The 21,799-nt window shown below is 45.7% G+C and carries 23 protein-coding genes and 3 tRNA genes; 3 read left to right on the forward strand and 23 right to left on the reverse strand.

From position 1 onward, the window contains the following. Positions 1 to 312 precede the first annotated feature (312 nt). The 8 genes from MKY97_RS19810 to MKY97_RS19845 all read right to left on the reverse strand — a co-directional run bounded on the left by MKY97_RS19810 (position 313) and on the right by MKY97_RS19845 (position 6,303). Complete coding sequence (locus MKY97_RS19810; RefSeq protein ID WP_342552005.1) at positions 313 to 2,721, reverse strand: FtsX-like permease family protein; 2,409 nt, start codon at positions 2,719 to 2,721, stop codon at positions 313 to 315. 2 nt (positions 2,722 to 2,723) lie between these two features. Continuing rightward, positions 2,724 to 3,500, reverse strand: coding sequence for an ABC transporter ATP-binding protein (locus MKY97_RS19815; protein WP_342552006.1), 777 nt, complete (start codon positions 3,498 to 3,500; stop codon positions 2,724 to 2,726). 40 nt (positions 3,501 to 3,540) lie between these two features. Continuing rightward, positions 3,541 to 4,311 carry a DUF4097 family beta strand repeat-containing protein gene (locus MKY97_RS19820; RefSeq protein WP_342552007.1) on the reverse strand — a complete coding sequence of 257 codons (771 nt, stop codon included), beginning with the start codon at positions 4,309 to 4,311 and terminating at the stop codon, positions 3,541 to 3,543. Further along, positions 4,301 to 4,861 (reverse strand): DUF1700 domain-containing protein, encoded by a 561-nt coding sequence (locus MKY97_RS19825; RefSeq protein ID WP_342552008.1) that lies wholly within the window; start codon positions 4,859 to 4,861, stop codon positions 4,301 to 4,303. The genes MKY97_RS19820 and MKY97_RS19825 overlap by 11 nt, the downstream gene beginning before the upstream one ends. Beyond that, positions 4,858 to 5,175 (reverse strand): PadR family transcriptional regulator, encoded by a 318-nt coding sequence (locus MKY97_RS19830; protein WP_342552009.1) that lies wholly within the window; start codon positions 5,173 to 5,175, stop codon positions 4,858 to 4,860. Before MKY97_RS19830 ends, MKY97_RS19825 begins: the two co-directional genes overlap by 4 nt. 93 nt (positions 5,176 to 5,268) lie before the next feature. Further along, positions 5,269 to 5,493, reverse strand: a complete 225-nt coding sequence (locus MKY97_RS19835) for a hypothetical protein (protein WP_342552010.1) — start codon at positions 5,491 to 5,493, stop codon at positions 5,269 to 5,271. A gap of 50 nt (positions 5,494 to 5,543) precedes the next feature. Continuing rightward, positions 5,544 to 5,629 (reverse strand) — tRNA-Leu (locus MKY97_RS19840). Positions 5,630 to 5,853: 224 nt separating this feature from the next. Further along, complete coding sequence (locus MKY97_RS19845; protein WP_342552011.1) at positions 5,854 to 6,303, reverse strand: general stress protein; 450 nt, start codon at positions 6,301 to 6,303, stop codon at positions 5,854 to 5,856. A gap of 223 nt (positions 6,304 to 6,526) precedes the next feature. Between MKY97_RS19845 and MKY97_RS19850 the strand changes: the two genes are divergently transcribed. Further along, positions 6,527 to 6,751, forward strand: a complete 225-nt coding sequence (locus tag MKY97_RS19850) for a hypothetical protein (protein WP_342552012.1) — start codon at positions 6,527 to 6,529, stop codon at positions 6,749 to 6,751. Between the two features lie 236 nt (positions 6,752 to 6,987). On the opposite strand, the gene MKY97_RS19855 is transcribed toward MKY97_RS19850, so the two are convergent. Continuing rightward, on the reverse strand, positions 6,988 to 7,470 hold the full coding sequence (locus tag MKY97_RS19855) for a NucA/NucB deoxyribonuclease domain-containing protein (protein ID WP_342552013.1): 483 nt from the start codon (positions 7,468 to 7,470) through the stop codon (positions 6,988 to 6,990). A gap of 111 nt (positions 7,471 to 7,581) precedes the next feature. Beyond that, entirely contained in the window at positions 7,582 to 8,730 is a 1,149-nt protein-coding gene (locus MKY97_RS19860; protein ID WP_342552014.1) for an ATP-binding protein, read from the reverse strand. Positions 8,731 to 9,001: 271 nt separating this feature from the next. On the opposite strand from MKY97_RS19860, the gene MKY97_RS19865 reads away from it, so the two are divergent. Together MKY97_RS19865 and MKY97_RS19870 are read left to right on the forward strand one after the other, a co-directional pair. Then, the gene (locus MKY97_RS19865) at positions 9,002 to 9,193 is read left to right on the forward strand and encodes a DUF6199 family natural product biosynthesis protein (protein ID WP_342552015.1); all 192 of its coding nucleotides are present in this window, start codon (positions 9,002 to 9,004) and stop codon (positions 9,191 to 9,193) included. Between the two features lie 164 nt (positions 9,194 to 9,357). Further along, a complete protein-coding gene (locus MKY97_RS19870) occupies positions 9,358 to 9,990 on the forward strand; it encodes a hypothetical protein (protein ID WP_342552016.1) in 633 nt (210 codons plus the stop codon). A 97-nt stretch (positions 9,991 to 10,087) separates the two neighbouring features. On the opposite strand, the gene MKY97_RS19875 is transcribed toward MKY97_RS19870, so the two are convergent. From MKY97_RS19875 to MKY97_RS19935, 13 genes are all read right to left on the reverse strand, one after another. Then, positions 10,088 to 10,417, reverse strand: a complete 330-nt coding sequence (locus tag MKY97_RS19875) for a DUF1904 family protein (RefSeq protein ID WP_342552017.1) — start codon at positions 10,415 to 10,417, stop codon at positions 10,088 to 10,090. Between the two features lie 156 nt (positions 10,418 to 10,573). Beyond that, positions 10,574 to 10,696 (reverse strand): YjcZ family sporulation protein, encoded by a 123-nt coding sequence (locus MKY97_RS19880; RefSeq protein ID WP_342552018.1) that lies wholly within the window; start codon positions 10,694 to 10,696, stop codon positions 10,574 to 10,576. 152 nt (positions 10,697 to 10,848) lie between these two features. Next, a complete protein-coding gene (locus MKY97_RS19885; protein ID WP_342552019.1) occupies positions 10,849 to 11,028 on the reverse strand; it encodes a hypothetical protein in 180 nt (59 codons plus the stop codon). Between the two features lie 130 nt (positions 11,029 to 11,158). Then, complete coding sequence (locus MKY97_RS19890) at positions 11,159 to 12,709, reverse strand: SAM-dependent methyltransferase (RefSeq protein WP_342556397.1); 1,551 nt, start codon at positions 12,707 to 12,709, stop codon at positions 11,159 to 11,161. A 299-nt stretch (positions 12,710 to 13,008) separates the two neighbouring features. Further along, a complete protein-coding gene (locus tag MKY97_RS19895) occupies positions 13,009 to 13,434 on the reverse strand; it encodes a hypothetical protein (RefSeq protein ID WP_342552020.1) in 426 nt (141 codons plus the stop codon). A gap of 198 nt (positions 13,435 to 13,632) precedes the next feature. Then, positions 13,633 to 13,706: transfer RNA gene (locus MKY97_RS19900), tRNA-Ile, on the reverse strand. A 57-nt stretch (positions 13,707 to 13,763) separates the two neighbouring features. After that, positions 13,764 to 13,837, reverse strand: a tRNA-Met gene (locus MKY97_RS19905). A 69-nt stretch (positions 13,838 to 13,906) separates the two neighbouring features. Continuing rightward, a complete protein-coding gene (locus tag MKY97_RS19910) occupies positions 13,907 to 14,074 on the reverse strand; it encodes a hypothetical protein (RefSeq protein WP_342556491.1) in 168 nt (55 codons plus the stop codon). A 168-nt stretch (positions 14,075 to 14,242) separates the two neighbouring features. Continuing rightward, positions 14,243 to 15,703 carry an extracellular solute-binding protein gene (locus tag MKY97_RS19915; protein WP_342552021.1) on the reverse strand — a complete coding sequence of 487 codons (1,461 nt, stop codon included), beginning with the start codon at positions 15,701 to 15,703 and terminating at the stop codon, positions 14,243 to 14,245. 21 nt (positions 15,704 to 15,724) lie between these two features. Then, positions 15,725 to 16,588 carry an ABC transporter ATP-binding protein gene (locus MKY97_RS19920; protein WP_342552022.1) on the reverse strand — a complete coding sequence of 288 codons (864 nt, stop codon included), beginning with the start codon at positions 16,586 to 16,588 and terminating at the stop codon, positions 15,725 to 15,727. A 2-nt stretch (positions 16,589 to 16,590) separates the two neighbouring features. Continuing rightward, the gene (locus MKY97_RS19925) at positions 16,591 to 19,509 is read right to left on the reverse strand and encodes an FtsX-like permease family protein (protein WP_342552023.1); all 2,919 of its coding nucleotides are present in this window, start codon (positions 19,507 to 19,509) and stop codon (positions 16,591 to 16,593) included. Next, positions 19,509 to 20,624, reverse strand: coding sequence for an efflux RND transporter periplasmic adaptor subunit (locus MKY97_RS19930; protein ID WP_342552024.1), 1,116 nt, complete (start codon positions 20,622 to 20,624; stop codon positions 19,509 to 19,511). Before MKY97_RS19930 ends, MKY97_RS19925 begins: the two co-directional genes overlap by 1 nt. Further along, positions 20,587 to 21,516 (reverse strand): ABC transporter ATP-binding protein, encoded by a 930-nt coding sequence (locus MKY97_RS19935; protein WP_342552025.1) that lies wholly within the window; start codon positions 21,514 to 21,516, stop codon positions 20,587 to 20,589. Before MKY97_RS19935 ends, MKY97_RS19930 begins: the two co-directional genes overlap by 38 nt. Between the last annotated feature and the right edge of the window lie 283 nt (positions 21,517 to 21,799).

Genomic DNA, 21,799 nt, shown 5'->3' on the forward strand with positions numbered 1-21,799 from the left:
TGTGAAAAATATTCTATGTTGGGAGGTTTTGAAGAAAATTGTCGTTTTGTGGTTGATAGAAGAAGGGGTGTTTTTTAAATATTGCTCAAAAATTTAGGATATAGTTGTAATTTAAGCATAAAAATACAATACAATACAATTTATTTCCATGTCAAGTGAGTATTTAGCTTAAAAAAGAGGAGGTCCATAAGGAGATATTCTGCTGTTGGAGGAAGACGGAGCTATCTTATCTCAGTTATATGTATCTCTTACCTTAACAGCGAAGGGTGTCACAAGCAGCCATTTCAAGGCTTTTTGTGACACCCTTTTCTATTAATCCATGGTTAAAAGACGAGGTGATGTCGTTTGAATAGATTTGGATGCTGCCCAACAACCTAAACCAGCGGCAACAATACTTAGAGGTATCATCAAGGCTATTCCTCCACCGTTCATAATCAAGGGAACTTCAACAATCCCATAATCGGCTAAAATAAAGTTAAGCAGCGGGGGAAGTCCTAATAGACCTAACGGAATGCCGACCAAAGCACCGATTCCCGATACAACCAGGATACCCGTTGTTTCCGAAAGACGGATTTGACGGGATGTCATACCGATTGACTTGTAAATCCCGTAGGTACGGCTCTCTTTTTTCATGTTAATCCGGCATATACTGTAGATGATAACAAACGTAATGACGATAAACAAAAGGGCCATGACCGACATTGGCAGTACGATGATCGTGACAGCCTGGGAGAATACTTCATCAACCAACGAAGCCTGACTTGCGATCCCGAGCACACTTCCATATTGCTGATTCAATTCTTTCACGAATTGATCGACTGAAGTTCCTGCATTCAGATTAACAAATGTAGTGTTCATCGCACTTCCATAGTCTGGATTGCTTTTTCTGATGACATCAGCAGTAATTCGCCCCGTATTGGACATGTTCGCAATGGCCTGGTAAATCCCGGTGACTGTCAGAGTATGTTTTTCACCTTCAATGTAGATGTCCAGTGAGTCGCCAGACTTGATACCCAAAGTTCTCGCAACGTTCACACCGACCGATATTTCATTGTCAGAAGCAGGGTTATGACCTTCCACATTTTGATAGCCTATTTCATCATAGTTCCCATCAGCCACCGTCAGTAATATCCCCTTTGTATCTTGTTCATTAGCCCCATGCTTTTGAGGCACTGGTAATACTGCATTTGCATCTCCATAACGCGAATAATTCTTAACCCTCGGATCCGAAAGGACTTTTTCTTTAAGCTGTTCAAAGGTTAATTGGGCTGGATTATCAATTCTTACGGACAGATCAGCCGAATCATATCCCCATTTGGCAATGGTTCCGTGTATGGAAGAAATGCTGTATACAAACAGGAAACCAAAAACAAGTACAGCGGTGGACAAAGCGGACATTAGAACAATCAGCAGCGAACCCCGAATATTCTTCGTGACGCTTCTTAACCCGATAATCATGGAAGTCGGAAGAGAACCTATCTGCAGAAGCTTCCGTTTCCAAGCTGCCTTTCCCCCTGATTTTTGCGAATACTCTTTCTCCGACATACCATAACGAACGGCTTGTGCTGGCTCGACACGGCGTGCCTTATTCGAAAAAAGCAGGGCAGAGAGAAAGATAACCATTACGACTGCCGCACCAGTCCATATCCCCGCTGCTGAAAACAGCCCATTTATACTTGATGATCCTGTATTGAGATAAGCCATAGATTTGGCAACAATTGTACCAGAAAGCATATTGCTGACCAGAATCCCCGGAATGACCGAGACGAGCGCCAAGAGCGTATACTGTCCTACATAAGCCATAATTACTTTGCTGGAGGATAATCCGACAGATTTGATAATTCCGATCGTTCTGTAGCTGGAAAGAATCGCATCGGAAATCGTGAACCCTAAGGTGTAGAGGGCAACACAGATCATGACGACTGCAAGAAATATCATAACGAAACTGATAACCTGGTTCGCAATCATATAATACGAAGACAAGCTCTCGAAGTCTTTAACCGATTCCAGATAAGGGGTACCGAGAAACTGTTCAAATCTTTCCCAGTAGGCCCTATTCTGGCTGTAATCATCAAACCGCAATCCGGTCATATACTTGTCGTCGCCCGGTAATGTGGTCATATTTGTATTGTAATCCTGATGATTCAGCCAAATTCTCCCGCTCGTAGCAAATGGCGAACAGTATGAAATATCCACGACCACGGCCGCAACGTTTAACCGAATGACCCCTTCATCCGTCTTGAATTCAATTGGATCTCCAACATGAATATCATTGGGATAAGCCAGAGAGGTAGGAATCCAGGCGGTTCCTGCTTCCGGTGAAGCTTTTTCTTGCCCTTCCACAAACTGCAGCCGGTCGACGGGAAACGGTCCGCTTGGCGCATCCATCATGAATAAATCAACATTAGGGATCTCTTTTCCAGCATAAGACATACTGGACAGATAACGGTACCGCATCAGATCCGAAACCACTACACCTTTCTGCTCCTCCCACCAATTGTGTACCTGGTTCGGATCATGGATGCCGTTCTCCATCTGCAATATTTGGTGAGCACCATGGGACTTAACATGCATACTTTCATACATATGGTTTGTGTTGTTAAGAACCGACACGGCCGTTGAAAGGAGCAGGGCCGCCAGCATGATGATAATTGCAATGAAGCTGTTTTGCACTTTTTTATGCTTCAGGTTGGTCCAACATAGTTTCCATGCAGCATACATCACTACCCCTCCTTTTTTGTCATAAACATGAATATTTGGTTTTCTCTTGCTTTCATTTCATCCGGTGAATATTTACCAAGTTCCAAAATCCCTTCGATGGTTCCGTCTTTGACCAAAACTAACCGGTCTGCCCTGCAGGCAGCTTTTATATCATGCGTCACCATCACGATCGATTGAGCATTCTGGTTCATCTCGGTCAAGAGATCCAAAATTACTGCACCCTGTTCCTGACTTAATGCCCCCGTCGGCTCATCCGCAAAAATTACTTCGGGAGAATTAATTAAAGCTCTGGCAATGGCTGCTCTCTGCTGTTGCCCTCCAGATACCTGGGATGGCAGACGTTCGGCTTGAGCCCCAATCCCTATCCTGTTCAACAGATCTAATGCTTGTTTATTCACATCCTTTTTGCTGCGACCAGCCACATATCCCGGAAAAGCAACATTCTCAATCAGGGAGAAATCAGGAATCAAATTGATCGATTGATATACATAGCCAATTTTATTGGACCTGAAATCCGTAATTTCTTTTTCCGAATATTCGTCAATTCGTTGTCCCTTGAAAATCACCTCTCCGGAAGTGATTCCATCTAGACCGCTCAGGAGGTACAATAACGTTGATTTCCCTGAGCCCGAACTGCCCATAATAACTGTAAAGTCACCTTTGTATACTTCGAGATTAATACTTTTAGCTGCGAGAAACTGTTCATTTCCCGAGGAGTAGGTTTTGCACAAATCAACAGTTTTGATTAACGTTTCTTTTCTGCGATTCTCTGTTATCATTAAGAGCGCCTCCCAAAGTTAACTTTATTTTTTCATTCATTTATTTTGCTGAATACTGTTCAATCTCAAGATCACCGGTGTCCGAGATCAGTTCTACCAATGGTCCTCCCTCACCGATATAACCATCCTGATAATTCGGCAGTGTCACCTTAATGGTCCCAGAGTCTGCAGCAAATTTGGTGCGGAGTGCTTGGGGAGCTTCGGCTGTTTGGATGATAATATCTCCCGTATCGGATTTAGCATGAATATCTTGAATGATGTGATCAAGCGAAGCAGTAATGGCTCCAGTATTTGTTTCCGCTTTGATTACCCCTTCTTTTATATCCATCTTTATAGAACCCGTGTCGCTTATGATCTGATATTCGCTCGCTATGACGGAGTCTACTGAAATATTTCCTGTGTCGGTCACAACCTGCAGCTGGTTTAATTGGGTTTCAGGAATTCCTATCGTTAGCTTAAGGTTCGTATAGATATCAAAAAAACGGAATTTGCTTTCCTGAGTAACTTCAATTCTGGTTTGTCCCTGATCCTGAGAGATTTGCAGCTGGTAATCCTTCAGCGACTGCTTTGTCGTCTTTCCCTCCAAAACGGCCTTGATTTCATTCCCCTTAATTGGTACTACATCTACCGTCCCCGTTTCTGTACGGATAAGCAGGTTCGTTGTCTGGTCCATCCTAACATTTTGTTCAGTAGAAAGATCACCTAAATTAAATGGCGACTTTCCCAGCATATACAGCACTACATTTCCAATCGCGCCGATGACAATCAGCAGAAGAGCAAGCCTGATTACGTTACGGAATCTATTTTTCAATGTGGGTCACATCCTTTTTTATAACTTTCAAATTATATTTCAGATACCTGATAACCAGATTGTAATAAATCCGGGTAAACTTTATCGCTCCAGTGAGGATCAAAAGTCCTCCACCAACCAAGGCAAGCATAAGAAAAATATCATTGAAGAAAGCCATGAGCGACGGATTCTGAATCATTAACCAGATCGGCGAAATAATCAGAAAAATGGCAAAGCCGAATATCCCGGCAATGAGTAGTAAGGAGGCAGCAAAGGGCAGCATCACGATAATTAAGTTGAACAATCCTAAGCTCACCGTTGCCATAACCGCTCTAGTTACGCTAATGAGGGTAGGGGATTTATCCGCCTTTTCAATGTGTGACTGGGTAAGCACTTCACGAGCAACCAGTCGGGGATTCCCGAGCTTGGAAATCACCTCTGCTTCAGACCGTCCGCTTAATTGAGCAAACTCAAAATGTTCCCTAAATTCAACCATAATATCAGTCAATTCCTCAGGAGGAAGCGTCTTTAGATTCTGTGCCAATTCATTGAGATAGGCTTCTTTATTCAATCCGATTCGCCCCCAATCATTTCCTGTACGCCTACGGCAAATGCATTCCATTCGTTGACCATTTTGTTCATGACTTTCCTTCCCTCATGGGTAATCTTATAGTACTTCCGGGGAGGCCCCTCATCTGATTCGGATAAATAGGTTGAAAATAATCCTTCCGATGCCAGCCTTCGTAATAAGGGATATATAGTTCCCTCCGCTATTTCAAATTTTTGCGATATCTGTTCTACTAACTCATATCCATAACGGTCTTTCTTTGATGTTAAAACAAGAACACAAAGCTCCAACACACCCTTCTTGAATTGAACATTCATTATTTTTCACCACGCTTTATTTAGTACTGAGCAATAAACAGTAGCTGTTAATACAAATATTACCACCTGCTACTGTTTATTGCAAGGTACCTTTCAATATTTTTCCTTTAAACTCCATTTTTTAGGCACCAACCTAACTGACATGCTCATTTTATAATCAGAATAATCGACCCCATCAAGACCTATCGGAATGAGAGAACCCATTCGTGCGCGCGACATGAACTCCCTGTTAAACGTTAGCTTTTTCGCCCCACAATCCGTCCTCAAAATAAAGAAGATACTCCATTGCTGTGAATCCATTTTTTCATTTTCAGACATAAAAAAAAGGAAACCCCTTGTGTAACAAGGAGTTTCCTTTTTCTTCAATATGCCGAGGACCGGGATCGAACCGGTACGGTAGTCACCTACCGCAGGATTTTAAGTCCTGTGCGTCTGCCAATTCCGCCACCCCGGCGTATGTATAACTTTCTTGGCGACAAGAAATATCTTACCATGGATAAACCAATAATGCAACCCTTTTTCTAAAAAATGAAACAGGCACTGCAAGCATCAGCTCACAGTGCCTAGAAAGTCCGAGTTGCGGTCCCGGACTTCCGGTAAGCCATCTATATTAAGGGAGGTGTGAGATAAGAATACCTCCCCAACATTAAAGGAACCTAAAATCAGCCTTAAATTAAACTAAAAAAGCAAAATCGATTTCACACGCTCCGCCTGCTCCTCGCTGCATTCCACAATGACCAGAATATGCCCCTGCAGCAGCCAGTCCTCATAGCAGCGCGCATCCTGCTCCGTAATGCCTGCTTCGGTCAACGTTAAGACCAGATCATCCGTCTCACTGCCAATCTCATTGCCAGCTAGCCTTCGCACTGCTTTTCCGATGGATGCCGTCTGATCCATTCGTTTTCCTAGTCCGGCCAATATCCCCTTCAGTGCACCAAATGCTCCATCCGTTCCAGCACCTTTCAGCGGCTTGGGCAGCCCGGTCTTCTCGCTGATCATATCCAGGTCCAGCTGTTCTTTGGCTACAGCCCCCAAATGTTTATCTTTAATGCCTTCCTTTTTTAACGCATTCAACATGATAATAGCCTCGTGTTCCGTGCGGGCAAGCCCAACAAACAGTTTCGTCATTCTATTTCCCTCCCCTTTCTCATACCCTCATATCCTAATATAACCCTGCAGCTAACGTTCAGTAACGGCAATTCCATTCGCTAAGTCAATTCACCTATAGAAGCTTAATTATTTCCCTACTGGAAATCTATACCTAGTTCTGATAGACTAAATAAAGAAGACAAATTAACCATTGAAAACTTAGACATATGGGTAAGCATCTTATAATCAGGAGCAATGACTTATGAAAAAAGAGGTAGAAATTGCCATTAAGCGTAATCAACAGATTATAGTTCATAACACAAGCGGACAGACCGTAACCGGCTTCCCGGAGCGTTCGGCTGACAGCTCCATTCTTTCTTTACGCACTGTACAGGGAAATGTGTGGATTCCATTTGACGAAGTCGAACATGTCACTCGCCTGTTAACTCTTCGCTCGCACCATCTAGATACAATGCAGCTCGTATAAGCTCGTATAGGTATTTATATACACCAGTTACTTCATACTTCAGATCACAATCATGACGAACTCTCTTGAACGAATAAAGAACAGAAATCCAACTATTCTTAAAATAACCTGATGCGAGAAATTTGATTTCTTTCGTCAAGTACTATATCCAAAAAAACCAGACGTCAGCAGCGTCTGGTTTTTCTTATTCGTTAAATTTTTTTTCGAGCAAACACTCTCCATCTGCATCACCAGTACTACTTCACGACAAATCTGACTCGTGTACCATCTGGATATGTACTTAGTTGATTGCCTACCCATGAACCTGCTCCGCGATTATCTTTAGGCGTAATGTACTGGATGTCCGCCCCCTTCCCGCCCTCTGCACACATGGCCATAGGCCACTCATCGCGATCCTTACCCTTTTTGACAGGTACCCCTCTCAGTGACAGCTCCCTGTTCCCTTCAGCGCCTTTTCGATCAATGGTACAGACATCGGAATGCCCATCTTTGATCGCTTTTCTGATATGACCAGCTGTCTCTGGATACCGATCTGCCGGAAATGTAATCGTATGATCTGCATTCCTGTCGGTTGTTTTGAACGGAGACGGGATGTCCAGCGGCCATTCTCCACCTGACCATGCATAAAGTGCAGCAAGTATCATACCTACTACCGCCAGAAGCTTTCCTTTAAATGGTCGATTCCCTCTGCTTCCTCTTCTACTGCGTCTCTTACTCATGATGTACCTCCCCCATGTAACACTAGCATTATAACAGAACGCCAGTTCGCAAAACAATAAATTCCCACATAAAAAAGCAGCCAGATCCTTCTGGCTGCTTCCTCTGTGTTCTTACCCTGCATTGGAAATGCTATGTCCGCTAAGAAAAGGCACCGTTACATGGAACTCCGTTCCTTTGCCTTCGACACTCTCCACTGTAATGCTGCCGTCCATTAACTCCAGCAGCTCTTTACAGATCGTCAACCCAAGTCCACTTCCGCCAAACCTTCTCGCATGTGAAATATCCGATTGAGTAAAGGCATCAAACAGCTGGTCGATCTGATGAGAGGCAATACCGATACCGGTGTCTCGTACCGAAAAGCTCAATACCGTCTGCTCTTGTGAATGCTGTTTGACATCCACTTGAAGCTTCACTTGTCCCCGCTGCGTAAACTTGATCGCATTGCTCAGTAAATTATCCAGCACCTGTCGCAGTCTGAGCGGGTCTCCCCAAAGCACTTCAGGAATATTTAGATCAGCATGACACAATAAACGAATTTGTTTATTCATCGCTGCTGGCTCATGCGTTTTTACAATTTGCTGAATCATCTTTAATGGCTGAAACTCAATGTGTTCCACTCCCATTTTGCCTCGACCCAGCTTTGCCATATCCAGACTGTTATTTACGATATTCAGCAGCGCCTCTCCTGAATGACGTGCGAGTTCCAGATATTCTTTTTGCTCCTCGGTAATATCACCCATTCCTGCCAGTTCAATCATGCCCATAATGCCGTTCAGAGGTGTACGAAGCTCATGATTTAACTTGCCAATGAATTCAAGCTGCCCTCTGCTCGTTTTCTCAGCCATAGATGCAGCCGTCTTCAGCTGCTGTTCCGCAAATTTTCGTTCAGAGATATCATACTGAATGCCCACAAAATACAAGCAAGCTCCTGATTCATCAAAAATGGGATCGATATTCAGTTCGTTCCAGAACTTCCGACCGCTTTTGGTATAGTTTAGAATATCAACCTTAATCGATTGTTGTTTGCTTAATGCTTCCCGAATTTGTGAAACGGTTTCGGGATCTGTATCCGCTCCCTGTAGGAATCGACAATTTCGGCCGATCGACTCTTCATGTGTATATTCGGTCAACCTGGTAAAATGTTCGTTTACATACATGAGCGGAAACTCAGGCGAGGTAGCGTCAACTACCGTAAGGGAGGATTTTAATTTCGAGATGATAAATTCCCATTGCATCGGGAGTTGATTATATAGACTCATGTCTGCCTCCTCCATCTCACATCCTTAACTCCAGATGGTATGTGCTGATATAAAACAATCTGTTTTATTGTACCACAGTTATTCAACCCATGTAGTTCTTGGGTAATAGTTCTTAATCATATTAATCCTTATCCATTCACAATTACCTGCCTGTTATTCAGATAAAGTATGAAACTTTGGATCATCATCGTCATAATGCTGAGTATCTAACTTACTCCAGACTTAAACCTTGAAGGCAGGACCGTTAATGGTTGACGAGGAAGGAAGATCGATGATGAAAACCCTCTTTTTTATATTTATGGTGTTATGTATGATCAATCTGTGTTTTCCCAAATTTGGCTGGTTTCTTCGTTATGGCTGGATCGTGAACGGAGAGACAGAACCCAGCAAATCTTACATGACTATGGTTCGAATGTCCAGTTTGTTGATGCTGCTCATAGCTTTTACTCTTGCCATGGCATAATCATCAAATGATAAAAGCTGAAAAATAAAAAGCCAGCTGGCCCTATTCAGCTGGCTTTTTGGCATGTACTGACGGGAAAATGATAACTTTGTTTGTGGTGTTACTGCAGCGTGCACCGTAAGATAGAGGATACAGACGTATCGTTTCAGAAAGGACAATCTGGTATGAACATCGCATTTTATCCATTCTGGGCTGCCAGAACACTGCTCTCACTTATACAAGTGGTCTCAATCACAACCATGACCTATCTTGTATACAAACAAACTGGATTCATTCCAGGTACACTGCTGTTTCTTTGCTTATACGCAGGGTCATTTGCAGCGGCCAAGTTTGCGTTCCCGTTTCTAATGAAACGCGCTGCATTGTCCAGACTAATTATTGGGATTCCTTTGATCAAGACCCTACTCCTCATCGGGATCGCTCTCTCCCTGCCTCACCTGACATTACATATGGTGCTTGTGTTTGCAGGCGCAGTCGCACTCTCCGCAGCATCGCACTGGGAATCACTGTTCCTGGAGGAACTCCGGCCGAAAATGGTTGAACGCGAAGATTTAGTGAAAGCAAACAGTCTGCTTTCTTTTTCAAAATATACCGTATCCGCCATCGGCCTGGTCATGACGGGAATCACGATTCAATATCTTGGACCCATACAGTCACTTTGGGCAGCCGCATGTCTATCTCTGGCCGCATTGGCTATGATCTTGACTGTTCATCATCTGATACACAGCTATTCCAGCTATTCGATCAAACAGGGTACCAGCCGGCCCTTCCATAAAATAAAAAAAAGACGCGCATAGATATTTTGCTCGTCTCAGGCTGCTTCTCTTTGGAAGCAGCTTTTAATCTTGATTGATTTCCTTGATATGCTTGATTTTTAATACATCACAAATATTTTTAATCCAGCCTGTAGTCCGTCAACGGCTTGCCTTTTTTGTAGTACAAGTTCGGCGATAATATATTGAAAAAAATGTGTACATCCGGCAGTTTGGCCTTCTCCAAAATACACTGCATGGATGAGGCGATGCGATCATGTATCTCTTGGTCACGTTGAAACATCAGAATCTCTATAGACGCCGGGGAAGGTGTCAGGGCTTGTACGTCATGACGCTCTGCTTTCATTCTTTCCTGCGGAATATGAGTGATCAAGGCCATTTGTTCCGTAATTTGAGGTACAACCTCCTCCAGCTCGGGGCCCGTGAATCCTTTGAATCGTATAAACGGCATTGCTATCCCTTCAATCTCTGTTAGTAGTCTCCATATGTGATTTTAAGCACATTGTTTTCACTTGTCAAATATTATGGATGTCATATTCCCATCAGAACAAAGAAAAACCCCACCAAAGTTCTGGTGGAGCTGATGCCTGCACGTCTAACCGTTACATTACAGCCAGAAAGATTTTGTGATGATGACGAGCAGAATGAAGAGAACAAGGATTGCGCTGGTCGAAGTCCACGCTCCGCCAAATCCACCAACATTGCCACAACCGTATCCAACTTGACTCATTTGATTGGCCTCCTTTGAATTTCAAGGTATGCCATAACATATGCGTGTTTTTCGCAAGTGACCGGGCGAATCGGCAAGTTCAGCTGCCCAATCCTCAGGTAAAGAAAGAAGAAAAGATGGCCCAGCCTGCAGCTCATTGCCTTATTATGTACTCATCCATTTCTACGTTCAATCTGATCATAGATTGCTTGTCCATCATAACTTTGATCTGTGGCAATATCTTTACCGAACAGGACCATGTTCCCGATACTGTTTCCATTTCCACCAAGTATAGAAAGAGCTCCCAGAATCCAAAACAGCGGGTAAAGCACAACCGAAAGACCTTTTTTCATTTTAACTCTCTCCTTTCCCTAGTCATTCCTCACAATTGAATGAATTGAATTCCCTTTATTATACGTTAAAGTCCTAAAGAAGGTTTCATTTTTATGGAATAGATTGAACAAGCTGGTGATTAAACATACACTACTCCGCCCCTGCCAAAAGCGCTGCAGCTTCCTCGTGCATCGGGTCCAATTCAAGTACACGGCGAGCATAAACAAGGGCTTCCTGTTCCTGTTCCAGCTCATAACAGCACACAGCAAGATCATACAGGACCGCGATCTGCTGTGTGTCCGGATGAGCAGTCAGTGTTTCTTCCAGAAAAGCCTTGGCCTCTTCATACATAAACATCTCTAATAACAGCTGCCCTGAAACGAAAGCCGTCTGTTCCCGATATTCCATCATATAATTAGAGCACCACATCTGTCTGATCCCCGATTGAAGATCAAACAATTCCTCATCGCCTGCATCAGGTAAAAGATTTTTGAATCGAAGTGAAGCGTGGATTAGAAATTCGGCATCGTACCCGCCCAACCTCCAGAAAGCCAGCAGCTGCTTCAACTCCATCTGGTCCACTTTATGGTCCACCCATTCTCTTAGACTAAAGAAATCATCCGGTCCGAACCGCTCAACAAAGCGATGATAGGCGAGCCTTGTATTCACATAGCTTTTTGGTTTGTTCAGCATTAAGATCATGCCAACGTTCAGGTCTTTATAGTGGTGTGCTGTAAAATGTGCAGCTGCCCCCTGCTGTTCCAACACATATTTTATCGCATGATAATTGGCAGACAGCGAGAAACTGCCGTGAAGTGCAAATTCAGGCGGCTCTGCATATTTCCAGTAATCCAGTCGGTGATCCCCTTTATCCGCAGTAATCAGTACATATCCTGACCGGGATAGCCTGCTCAGCCGTTCGAGGCAATCCAAGCCAGCGTTTGGGAGCAGAATATGTGAATCCTCCAAATTCGTTTGATACAGCGCGATCAGTTCAGAGTAGGGATAGTTCTCGGCACTGTATTCGGGTACAGAGCGATATGTATACTGCAGTGTCATACTTTCCAGCAGCTCGGCAGGTTTCTGCTCAGCTGCATACTTCGGAAGTTCAACAAGCAGATCACATTCAAACACCTGTCCCTCCCCAATGTAAATCAAATCCTGCGGGATGCTGTCGAAAAAATAGTTGGCAATGAGCAGCATCGGCTGCTGCAAATCTCCTGGTTTAATCGTCGTTTTAGTCAAAACCAGCTTCAATTCCGTATCCTTCATCGCGTCAAAACGTGCAAAATCCAGTATCCCCTGCTCGATAAATGGCTGCATCGATGGATGTTCCTTCCATCCCGTAACATTCTCTTCAGCCAAATCTGTCATCACATAACGAAAAGGCGGCAGCTCCGTGCCTGCAAATTCGTTCAACGCACACAGCTTGCAGAGCACCTGATGGGCTAATCTGCCAGCACCAGCACCAAGTTCAACAATAGTTACAGGCTCCCGCTGCTCGCCTTTAGCCGACAAATCCTGCAGAAAGCCAAAAATCATCTCTGCATACGCTGTCGCAATCACCGGATTGCTCGTGATATACTGAGGCACCTGGCGATCCCCCCAGGCTTGGGGACCCATCTGTTCGTAATAAGCCCTCTGCCAATCCCAGAGCGGCGCTTCGCTGAACCGGAACGACCGGCTTTCTTTGTCCGTCATTGCTTGCATCAAACCCACTTTCTATCTATAAATACAGGACCAAATCCATCCTATCCTATGTAACAAACTATTATATCATACTGCCCATTTTCTCTTTTTCTTTCTTCATGCCTGTTTATTTTATCTCTGCTCTATTGTCTATCATACTTCCCAAAAATAAATGACTGCATCCGCTGCTTCTTTTACTATTCATAATAAAAAACCTGCTTCACAGCGAAGCAGGCAGGAGTAAATGAAGCCCTGTTCATCAACAGCATAGCTGAGGAGTTGGCCTTCTATCTCAATGAGCATATATTATTTTAGTCAGAGTACAATACACCATCAAAGTTCTCTGGGCCTACACGAACAGTACCGAGCAAGTTCGTGCTGATAAAGGCCGTATACGTTAATTGTGGTGTAATTGGCGGATTATAATCATCGGCAGAGAATGTAATGACTTGTGGTGCCAGAACGCTCAAATTAAATGTGGATGTTGCAGAGTAAATGACTGGATCTGTTGCTGCGGTTCCCCGTACAACGGTGATCGTTACACCGACAAGCGCCAAAGGAAGCTGCAGAGTCACCGTTCCTTTAAATTGAACCCGCGGGTTTGCTCCGATCCCTGCTGTTGTCACCAAACCAATCTGTCCAAACAATTGAGGCGTGTTGATGACGAGAATCGGAATGGCTATGGAGTTAGCCAAACTCGCATTTTGCGAGGTTCTTGCATCAATTAATTGAGTCATGAAATCTACCTCCTATATATGGGATTGAGATAGTATATGCGAGACTCATCTTCTGGCATGGACATACACACCCTTGTTGAAAAAAAGTCAAATGTCCGCAATTGTTGGGCCAGGTAAGCTTCTAACTCTATCCATAATCCAGCCTTGATTGTCTATGAAAACAGAAAAAAACCCTTGCATCGCAAGGGTTCTAAAATATGGGCCCTACAGGACTCGAACCTGTGACCAATCGGTTATGAGCCGACCGCTCTAACCAACTGAGCTAAGGGCCCTAGACAAATAATATATAACAGTGCAGATGATCGCTGTAATCACCCGGTAAAGCTATATTGCGGGGGCAGGATTTGAACCTGCGGCCTTCGGGTTATGAGCCCGACGAGCTACCGGGCTGCTCCACCCCGCGTCGTTAAAAATAATAAACAGCGACTTAATTAATATACACTATTAATACATAATAAGTCAAGGGGTAATCTCAGGGAATAAATCGTACGCCGTAACGACCTTTCCGCGAACGATATACTTCGACTTCTTCAGGCTCATTGTGTCCATAAATCCAGCCATCCTGTTCCAGCCTTTTTGCCAGGCATCCTGCCTGAAATTTAGTCGTATACAGCTTGCCGAAATACACCCATTTCATCATCGTGCTCGTCCTTTCCAATGGCTTCATATCCTGCTGTTAATTGTAGAATACCCCAATTTCGTAAAAATAGCCGCCCGAGATCATAAAAATCTCCAGCGGCCATTTCTTCTGTAACGATGAGGTCAAATTTGAAGATGACGAGTGTGCTGATGCCGATCAAATTTTAACTTATTGTTGGAATGTAGTCTTAGGGTCTTTTTTCAACTTTGCTAACATCTCGTTCCCTTTGGCTGCCCATTCACCTAAAGCTTCTTTCGGTGTCTTTTTATTTTCGAGCACCTGATTAAAGTATTCCATCCCTTTATCAGATACCTGCCACAGACCAGGCATCTTCTGATACATTTTATCAAGATTTGTATTGGTTGGCGGTACCGGTTTTAATGTATAGAATGCCTGAACGTTGTAGTCCAAACCGTCTTTAGGTTTAATATAGCTTTTCCGGGACACCAGTTCATAGCTGCTGCGTGCTTTAATCTTCGCCCAATCCTCGCTGTTCATATACTTGATTAATTCCCATGCATCATCCGGGTTCTGAGCTGAACTGTTGATTGCCATCAAACTGCTCAGATAGATGTTGCCCCCAATCTCAGGAGCCTCTGGATGAACTGGCGGAGTAACTACATCCCAATCTACTTTCGTAAAATCTTTCATTTTATCTGCGTTTTTATTTGCATCAATTAGCTGATTGATGTAATAGTAATCTCCGATGGCCATCGCCGTCTTGCCGCTTAGGAACAAGTCGCCCTGCATCGGATTGTAACGTCCGTTGGAATTTTGATCCTGATCCTGCGGCTCATCCCCTTTCGGGATGACCTTATCAATCGCCAGTTTGCTGACCGTACTCCACACTTTTTCCCATTGCGGAGAATCCACGGTCATTTTTTCTGCCTTATCATCAAAAACCTTCAACTGCAGCGAGTTGTAGTACTGCTGCATAGAGTAATACGGTGAGCCGCCGTTATGCGTGCTGAATGATAATCCGAAGACGTGATCTTTACCTTCTCCTTTAGTAAGGCGAGTTGCCAGATTAAAGATATCGTCCCATGTCATGTTGTCCGTTGGCGGTTCAACACCCGCTTTTTCAAACATCCCCTTGTTGTAGAACAAAGCAGAAGAAGAGAAAGTTGGTGTCAGCGCATAAATGTTCTGATCTCCCAAATCCTTGATTCCTTCAAGTACACTTGGTACGATGTCGCTCGTGTCAAACTTGTCTTCCTGCATCAACGGATCGAGCTGTTTAACCATGTTCTCCTGAATTAACGATTTGATCGTGGATGTATCCGCTACAATGACGTCAACCGGGTTGTCGCCAGTCATAATTTTCTTTAAGCTCTCCAGCGTATCCGGTACTTCCTGCTGCTCCTCTGAATTTCCATAACCATACATGCTGCCTTGATCTACAGCGGGTACGATTTCAATCGTAACGTTGCCATGCGTAAGCTCAAAAGCATCTGTGAACTGCTGACGGAAGTAGCTGTCATCCTGTCCTCCCCAGGGTGTAGCTACCCGCAGCACACGCTGCTCATTATCTTTATTCTCGCTGGCTGTACATCCCGCAATAAGCGGCAGTGCCAGTGTCGCTGTTGCCATGATGGCCAGCATACGTTTTCCCCACAACCTGTTCTTCATTTCCTGTTTCCCCCTCATTAATTATCTTGGCGGTGTAATGACTATGCGTTCACCGTCAAACTCCAATGTTGCCCGGCTGTCGATCGACAAGGCTTCCAGATACTCCTTAGGCACCTGAAGCCGACCTGCACGATCAATAATGACAAAAGCTTCATGAATGTCAGGAGCACCTGCTTCAGACAGTCCCTGATCATCATCCAGATTTGGATTGCGCTTCACAAATTCGGTGCTGGTCAGGCCATCCCGAATCGCAACGATTCGGTCTACCTTGCCGGCAAGCGTCAAGTCATGGGTAACGATGACAATCGTTACACCAAGCTCTTTATTCATTTTGCGAAAAATGTTCATGATCGTATCACAAGTCTCCGAATCGACTGAACCTGTCGGTTCATCCGCCAGTAAAATCTTTGGCCGATTGGACAGAGAGATCGCAATGGCGACGCGCTGCTGTTCCCCTCCTGACAGCTGATGCAGTTTGTTATGCATCCGATCCTTCAGACCGACCCATTCCAGCAGCTGTATGGCATAGGCACGATCACGTTTGCCTCCCAGAATCATTGGTGTCTCCACATTCTCCAGCGCGGTCAGATAAGGCAGCAGGTTTCGACCGTTATTCTGCCAGATGAACCCGACGGTATGCCGTTTATATTCGACCAGCTGTGCATCTGTCATTTTGAGCAGATCCCAGTCACCCACAACAGCCGTGCCAGCGGTAGGACGGTCCAGGCCGCCCAGAATGTTAAGCAGTGTTGATTTGCCGCTGCCGCTGTTGCCGATGATCGCCATCATCTCGCCTTGATTGACGGTCAGGTTGAGACCTTGAAGGGCAACGACTTCCACATCGCTGGATTTAAAAATTTTGACAAGTCCTTCGCATTGGATCACGTTTACCTCTCCTCTCCCATTTTGACCGCCTGATGAACCCGCAGCCTGCGAATCTGCCAGAGCAGCATGGACGCTCCGATAAACAGCATCACTACGGTTACGCCGTAGAGCTGCAGCATATCCTGTTCTTCAAAGACAATGCGGAACGGTGGAACCTGTGCAGATACATTGTCTGTCGTTTGCAGGAACGGCAGGAAGAGTCTGCTTGAAACCTGACCAATACCAATCCCGAGCACGATCGAAAGACCGGCCGTAAATACCTGTTCCAGCAGCAGCATGCCGCTGAGCTGTGCTCTCGACAGCCCCATAGCCCGCAGCACACCGAACTGTACTACACGTCCCGAGAGGTTAAAGAACCAGTACAGCACATAACCGATTAACGAGATAATCACGGATACAAGGAAACCCAGGCTCAGAATGCCGAATACTCCGCCCCTTGAAGGATGTTTCCCCTGGGTGACCAGTTCGGTTCGCACATCACGGACAGAGGATAACTCGATACCTTCTGCCGCAAGTTTCTCCATTAATGGAGCGACCTTGGCATCCGGTTTCATTTTGAGCCAAACCTCATAGGGTATTAGAGGTACCTGATCGTAGATGTAATCCAGATTAGCCACGAAAAATGGCATCTGATCCGGATATTGGGAAGGCCAGTATGGAATAATGCCAAACACTACAAATTCAATCGCCTGACCCTGTATACCGAGGGAAACCATGTCTCCCGTTTTGAGCTTGAACTTGTCGGCAAATTTCGAAGAGATCAGAACAGCTCCTTCATATTTGCCGAGCAAATCAAGATACTTGTACGGATGTGCAGGGAATAAATCGTTACGGAACCAGGCTACTTTGGCGAAGTCCACATTATCAATGCCGACCAGCATCCCTTGGCCGCCCGATTTACCAGATACAATAATGTTGCCCTTTGTTTGCAGTACACGCGCAGCATGCTCCACACCATTTAATTGGCGGAACACTTCAAACGGCGGCTCGGAGTAAATAATTTTGGATGGCTGCGATTGACCGCCGCCTCCGCTACCACCAGGAGCTCCTCCCCCGCCATTTCCTCCACCTGTACCACCACCGGCACCTCCTGCATTGCCTCCTTGCTGGCCGCCGCCTGATCCGCCGGCCTGTCCGGAACCTCCCGGCTTGACCTCAGGTGTTCCTTCCCATACCGTCTGCATAATGACATCCGAACCATAACGATAAAGTGTACGCTCCGTTGAATTCAAATCAATGGTCCGAGCCGCAGCCGAGTTATACACGCCAAGTCCAAGCGTCAGTACCAGCAGAATCATAAGCGGATAGTAAGAAGAAGACGAGCGTGACAGCTGCGTCAGCGTCAGATACAGCGGAACAGGCAGCAGCTTGCGGCCAATCAGCTGGATCAGCTTCAGAATCCACGGGAACAAACGCAGAAAGAACAGTCCAAGCGCAAAAATGGCAAGAGCAGGTACAAAGAACAGAAACGGCTGCACTTGTAACTGATCCGTTGTCATGCCCGTCTGAAACGTCAGCATCTGTCGTTCATAAAACAGGTAATAGCCGTAACCAGCCAGGCCCAGCAGCGCAACATCAATGAACCAGCGCTGCCACAGCGGCGCACGGTCCGTACGCGCCTGACGCCGTTTAGCAGATACAATCGTCGCTCGTGCATACGTAATCGCTGGAATCAAAGATGCAATAATGGCAACAAGTACCGCCGCCACGCCAAGCAGAACCGCTTCTTTGGAGACCCCTATCGGAATGGATTTTCGATCGACAAAGGATAAGAATCCACTTGCCGAGCCGATACTTTTGGCCATAAACCATCCCAGCAGCGGTCCAACAACCAATGCGATGGCTCCCAGGAAAATACCTTCAAGCAGATAGAGCGAAAAGATCTGACGAGCCGAGGCTCCGCGGCTGCGAAGCACAGCAATGTCGCTTTCCTGCTTTTGCAGGGATTGTCTGGCATTCATCGCGATAAAATAAAAAACCATTGCTATCATCGGTGCCGCCAATGTAAACAGCATTGTCTGCAGCTGCAGACTCTGACTGCGGAACTGCTTGAGCAGATCACCGAAGGTAATATCAACTTTGGTATCTTTCAGCCGCTGATACAAATCAATATCCAGCCGCTCCAGTACAGAGCTTATGCCGGACAGCTGACTGGTTTGAATCTCTTTCAGGTCAAACGCATAATACCAGCGTGAATTCTGAAGCGGAATGCCCTTTTCCTTGAGTAATACATCATTGAAAACGGAATCATTCACATACAGTCCATTCATCATACCGTCAAAGCCTTGAACCCAATAAGGGCTGTTCGGATCATCTGCCTTAAAGGAGCCGGTTATTTTGACACGCAGCGTAATATTCAGACCGCTGTATATCGGGTATTCCAGAATATCTCCCACATGCAGGTCATTACGGTACATCCCTTCTTCCAGCATTACAGCTTCAATGATGTCGTCTTTGACCTGATTCCCGGGTTTGACACCCGCCGAATAGTTCACCTGTGCATCCAGCCCGCTCATCGTACCCAGCGTCATACTCCGCACGCGGCTTGCATCCACTTTGGTTGGATCTTCAGGATTGACTTCTGCACTGCGAATGGATCTCGAATTCACATACGTGTGAAATGGAAATCCAATGTCGCGAGGAACATCCTCACGAATGTAGCGATCCACCTCATCCAGTCCTCTAGTATCGGTCTTTGCACCCCCGGGTGCCTGATAACTCATCAACAGCGATCCTGCTGGTAAACCTTCACTGTTATCCTGCAGCGTCTGCGCGACAACCCGTTTCAACGCACCATCGGCATACATTGGAATACTGACGGTGAACGCTACCGCCACAATTAAACCGATTAATGTGCTGAAGGTCATCCAGCGTGTGTTCCACATTTTGCGGAACAGCAGTCGAAGCAATCGCAGCCCCATTAGCGTCCCACAACTTTCTGACCAACCGTCAGACCTTTCAGAATCTCGACATCAGTTGATGTCTGCTGTCCAACCTCAACGTCCACTTCACGCTTGCTTCCATCATTCTCGATGACCTGTACATAGGTTCTGGAACCGATGGAGCGCAGAGCGGATACAGGAATGACAATTGCGTTCTCGGTGCGCTGAGTTACGATCGAAACCGTTAAAGGTGTACCGCGTTCTACATTTTTTGGCATCTTCGCCAAGGTAACAAGGACATATTGATCCAGCGTTTCCTTCGGCGGAGGTGAGCCACCTTCACCCTGACCTGAGCCATTGCCGCTATTGTTACTTGAAGCATTAGCGGTAGGCATTGCTTTGATCTTACCGGCTACTTTGCCAGCACCGTTGATGTCAACCTCAGCCTTCATGCCAGACGTAAATTTCTCCAGATCCTCCTTGGCAAATGTGGCTGCCACGACCAGGTTGGACGTATCCGCAATAGTCGCAATCGGATCATACGCTTTGACCGCTGCGCCCTTCTCCACTTGAACCGCAATAACGGTACCGCCAAATGGAGCCGTCAACGTGGATTGTCCCAGCTTTTCTTCCAGATCAGCAAGCTCCTGACGAAGTTCTTCGAATGCGATTGTCGCTTCTTCAAACTCCACCGGGTCCATCTCATCCTTCTTGCGCAGCGTTTCCTTCATCTGTACTTCCGATTTGCGAATCTGGAGCCGTTTGCCGCGAATCTCCTTCTCCACACTTGTTACGTCAAGGACAGCGAGAACCTGTCCTTTCTTCACTTTATCCCCCGTTTTCACATTCAACTCCTGAATGTGCATACCATCCAACGTAAAATAAACCTTTTCTTCACGCTGACTCATCATCTTGCCGCTGCCGCTCACCTTTTTCTCCAGCGTCTCTGTACGAACCTCATATTCCGGTTTTTTGGAGATCGTTGGCGGTGTTATTGGTGGAAGCACTTCTTCCTCCGACTCTGACGGCAGTAATGAACAGCCTGACATTGCGGCAGCGAGTACTGCACCAAGTACAATAAAAGCTGCGCGTTTCCCCTTCTTTCGAACGGCACCTTTACTTGAGAAATCTGCCGTCCGCCATTTCATAAACATGGTCCGCAACCTCCAAAATTGTAGGATCGTGTGTAGTCATACATATCGTTACTTGTTCTACTTCAATGATATTGCGGAACACAGCCATAACCTGTGCGCCCATCTTGGAATCCAGCTCGGCCGTTGGCTCATCCGCAAGCAGCAAACGGGGTCTGTGTGCAATGGCTTTGGCAATAGCCACCCGCTGCTGCTCCCCCCCGGACATTTCAAAAGGCCGGTGCTTCACCCGTTTGGTCAGTCCAACTAAATCCAGACAATGACCCACTCTTTCTTTCCATTCCGATCGCGGTACATCCGCCATGCGGAGCGAAAGCTCTACATTTTCCCATGCAGACAATAAGGGCATAAGTGCATACGCCTGAAAAATAAAACCAATCTCCCTGCGCCGCAAAGCGGTTCGCCGCTGATCCCCCCAATCCTGAAGAGGTTGTCCGGAAAATAAAATCTCTCCGCTGGAAGGCTGGTCAAGTCCGCCCAGCATGTTCAGCAGTGTTGTTTTACCTGATCCAGACCGTCCTTTCAGCATTACAAGCTGCTGCGGCTTTACTTCCATATCAATGCCTTTGAGCACATGAATGATACGACTGCCTGTCTGAAAGCTGCGATGAACATTACGTACTTCCAACACGGGTCCATCATACGGAGGCAGCAGTTCCTTTCTCGGCTTTACTTTGGTCTTCTGGGGTGTTTCCTCTATGGCTGCAGCCGCTGCAGACTCCTCCATAGCAGATACCTCATCTGGCGTGAGTGCTTCCGCGCTTAGAGGCTCGGGCTCCGTTATGTACGAAGGTTCTTCCAATGCAGCCCTTTTCTCCAGCTTAGGTTGCTCCTGTTCGCGTTCATCACCCGATTGGCTCTTGGCAGTTCTTTTCCTTGAAAATAACTTTTTCATGCCAGCAATCACGCTCATCCTCTCTTGTTATGCCGCGCATTTCCTTCATGCGCCCTAAAACTAGAAATCTGTTCCATCCTACACTGAATTATAAACGACTGCTCTCCACTAAAAGTTACAAGCTTTTTACAACGTCAGTGTGAAAAAGTTAATATTTTGATGAACATGACAAAAAAGCACCCCAACATACGGGATGCCTCTGGAAATTCGATCGTTTTGCCGTCATTACGGCAAACATTACAATTTTGATACCGTTTACCGAACGGCAGTCTATTATTCTATG

Source organism: Paenibacillus sp. FSL R7-0652 (assembly GCF_038595045.1).
Lineage (GTDB): Bacteria > Bacillota > Bacilli > Paenibacillales > Paenibacillaceae > Paenibacillus.

What these genes read in the sequence shown, in the direction of transcription:
- MKY97_RS19810 (WP_342552005.1), bottom strand. Translation starts at nt 2,721, where the DNA reads ATGTATGCTGCATGGAAACTATGTTGGACCAACCTGAAGCATAAAAAA.
- MKY97_RS19815 (WP_342552006.1), bottom strand. Translation starts at nt 3,500, where the DNA reads ATGATAACAGAGAATCGCAGAAAAGAAACGTTAATCAAAACTGTTGAT.
- MKY97_RS19830 (WP_342552009.1), bottom strand. Translation starts at nt 5,175, where the DNA reads ATGAATGTTCAATTCAAGAAGGGTGTGTTGGAGCTTTGTGTTCTTGTT.
- MKY97_RS19835 (WP_342552010.1), bottom strand. Translation starts at nt 5,493, where the DNA reads ATGTCTGAAAATGAAAAAATGGATTCACAGCAATGGAGTATCTTCTTT.
- MKY97_RS19845 (WP_342552011.1), bottom strand. Translation starts at nt 6,303, where the DNA reads ATGACGAAACTGTTTGTTGGGCTTGCCCGCACGGAACACGAGGCTATT.
- MKY97_RS19850 (WP_342552012.1), top strand. Translation starts at nt 6,527, where the DNA reads ATGAAAAAAGAGGTAGAAATTGCCATTAAGCGTAATCAACAGATTATA.
- MKY97_RS19855 (WP_342552013.1), bottom strand. Translation starts at nt 7,470, where the DNA reads ATGAGTAAGAGACGCAGTAGAAGAGGAAGCAGAGGGAATCGACCATTT.
- MKY97_RS19860 (WP_342552014.1), bottom strand. Translation starts at nt 8,730, where the DNA reads ATGAGTCTATATAATCAACTCCCGATGCAATGGGAATTTATCATCTCG.
- MKY97_RS19865 (WP_342552015.1), top strand. Translation starts at nt 9,002, where the DNA reads ATGATGAAAACCCTCTTTTTTATATTTATGGTGTTATGTATGATCAAT.
- MKY97_RS19870 (WP_342552016.1), top strand. Translation starts at nt 9,358, where the DNA reads ATGAACATCGCATTTTATCCATTCTGGGCTGCCAGAACACTGCTCTCA.
- MKY97_RS19875 (WP_342552017.1), bottom strand. Translation starts at nt 10,417, where the DNA reads ATGCCGTTTATACGATTCAAAGGATTCACGGGCCCCGAGCTGGAGGAG.
- MKY97_RS19880 (WP_342552018.1), bottom strand. Translation starts at nt 10,696, where the DNA reads ATGAGTCAAGTTGGATACGGTTGTGGCAATGTTGGTGGATTTGGCGGA.
- MKY97_RS19885 (WP_342552019.1), bottom strand. Translation starts at nt 11,028, where the DNA reads ATGAAAAAAGGTCTTTCGGTTGTGCTTTACCCGCTGTTTTGGATTCTG.
- MKY97_RS19890 (WP_342556397.1), bottom strand. Translation starts at nt 12,709, where the DNA reads ATGACGGACAAAGAAAGCCGGTCGTTCCGGTTCAGCGAAGCGCCGCTC.
- MKY97_RS19895 (WP_342552020.1), bottom strand. Translation starts at nt 13,434, where the DNA reads ATGACTCAATTAATTGATGCAAGAACCTCGCAAAATGCGAGTTTGGCT.
- MKY97_RS19910 (WP_342556491.1), bottom strand. Translation starts at nt 14,074, where the DNA reads ATGATGAAATGGGTGTATTTCGGCAAGCTGTATACGACTAAATTTCAG.
- MKY97_RS19915 (WP_342552021.1), bottom strand. Translation starts at nt 15,703, where the DNA reads ATGAAGAACAGGTTGTGGGGAAAACGTATGCTGGCCATCATGGCAACA.
- MKY97_RS19925 (WP_342552023.1), bottom strand. Translation starts at nt 19,509, where the DNA reads ATGGGGCTGCGATTGCTTCGACTGCTGTTCCGCAAAATGTGGAACACA.
- MKY97_RS19930 (WP_342552024.1), bottom strand. Translation starts at nt 20,624, where the DNA reads ATGTTTATGAAATGGCGGACGGCAGATTTCTCAAGTAAAGGTGCCGTT.
- MKY97_RS19935 (WP_342552025.1), bottom strand. Translation starts at nt 21,516, where the DNA reads ATGAAAAAGTTATTTTCAAGGAAAAGAACTGCCAAGAGCCAATCGGGT.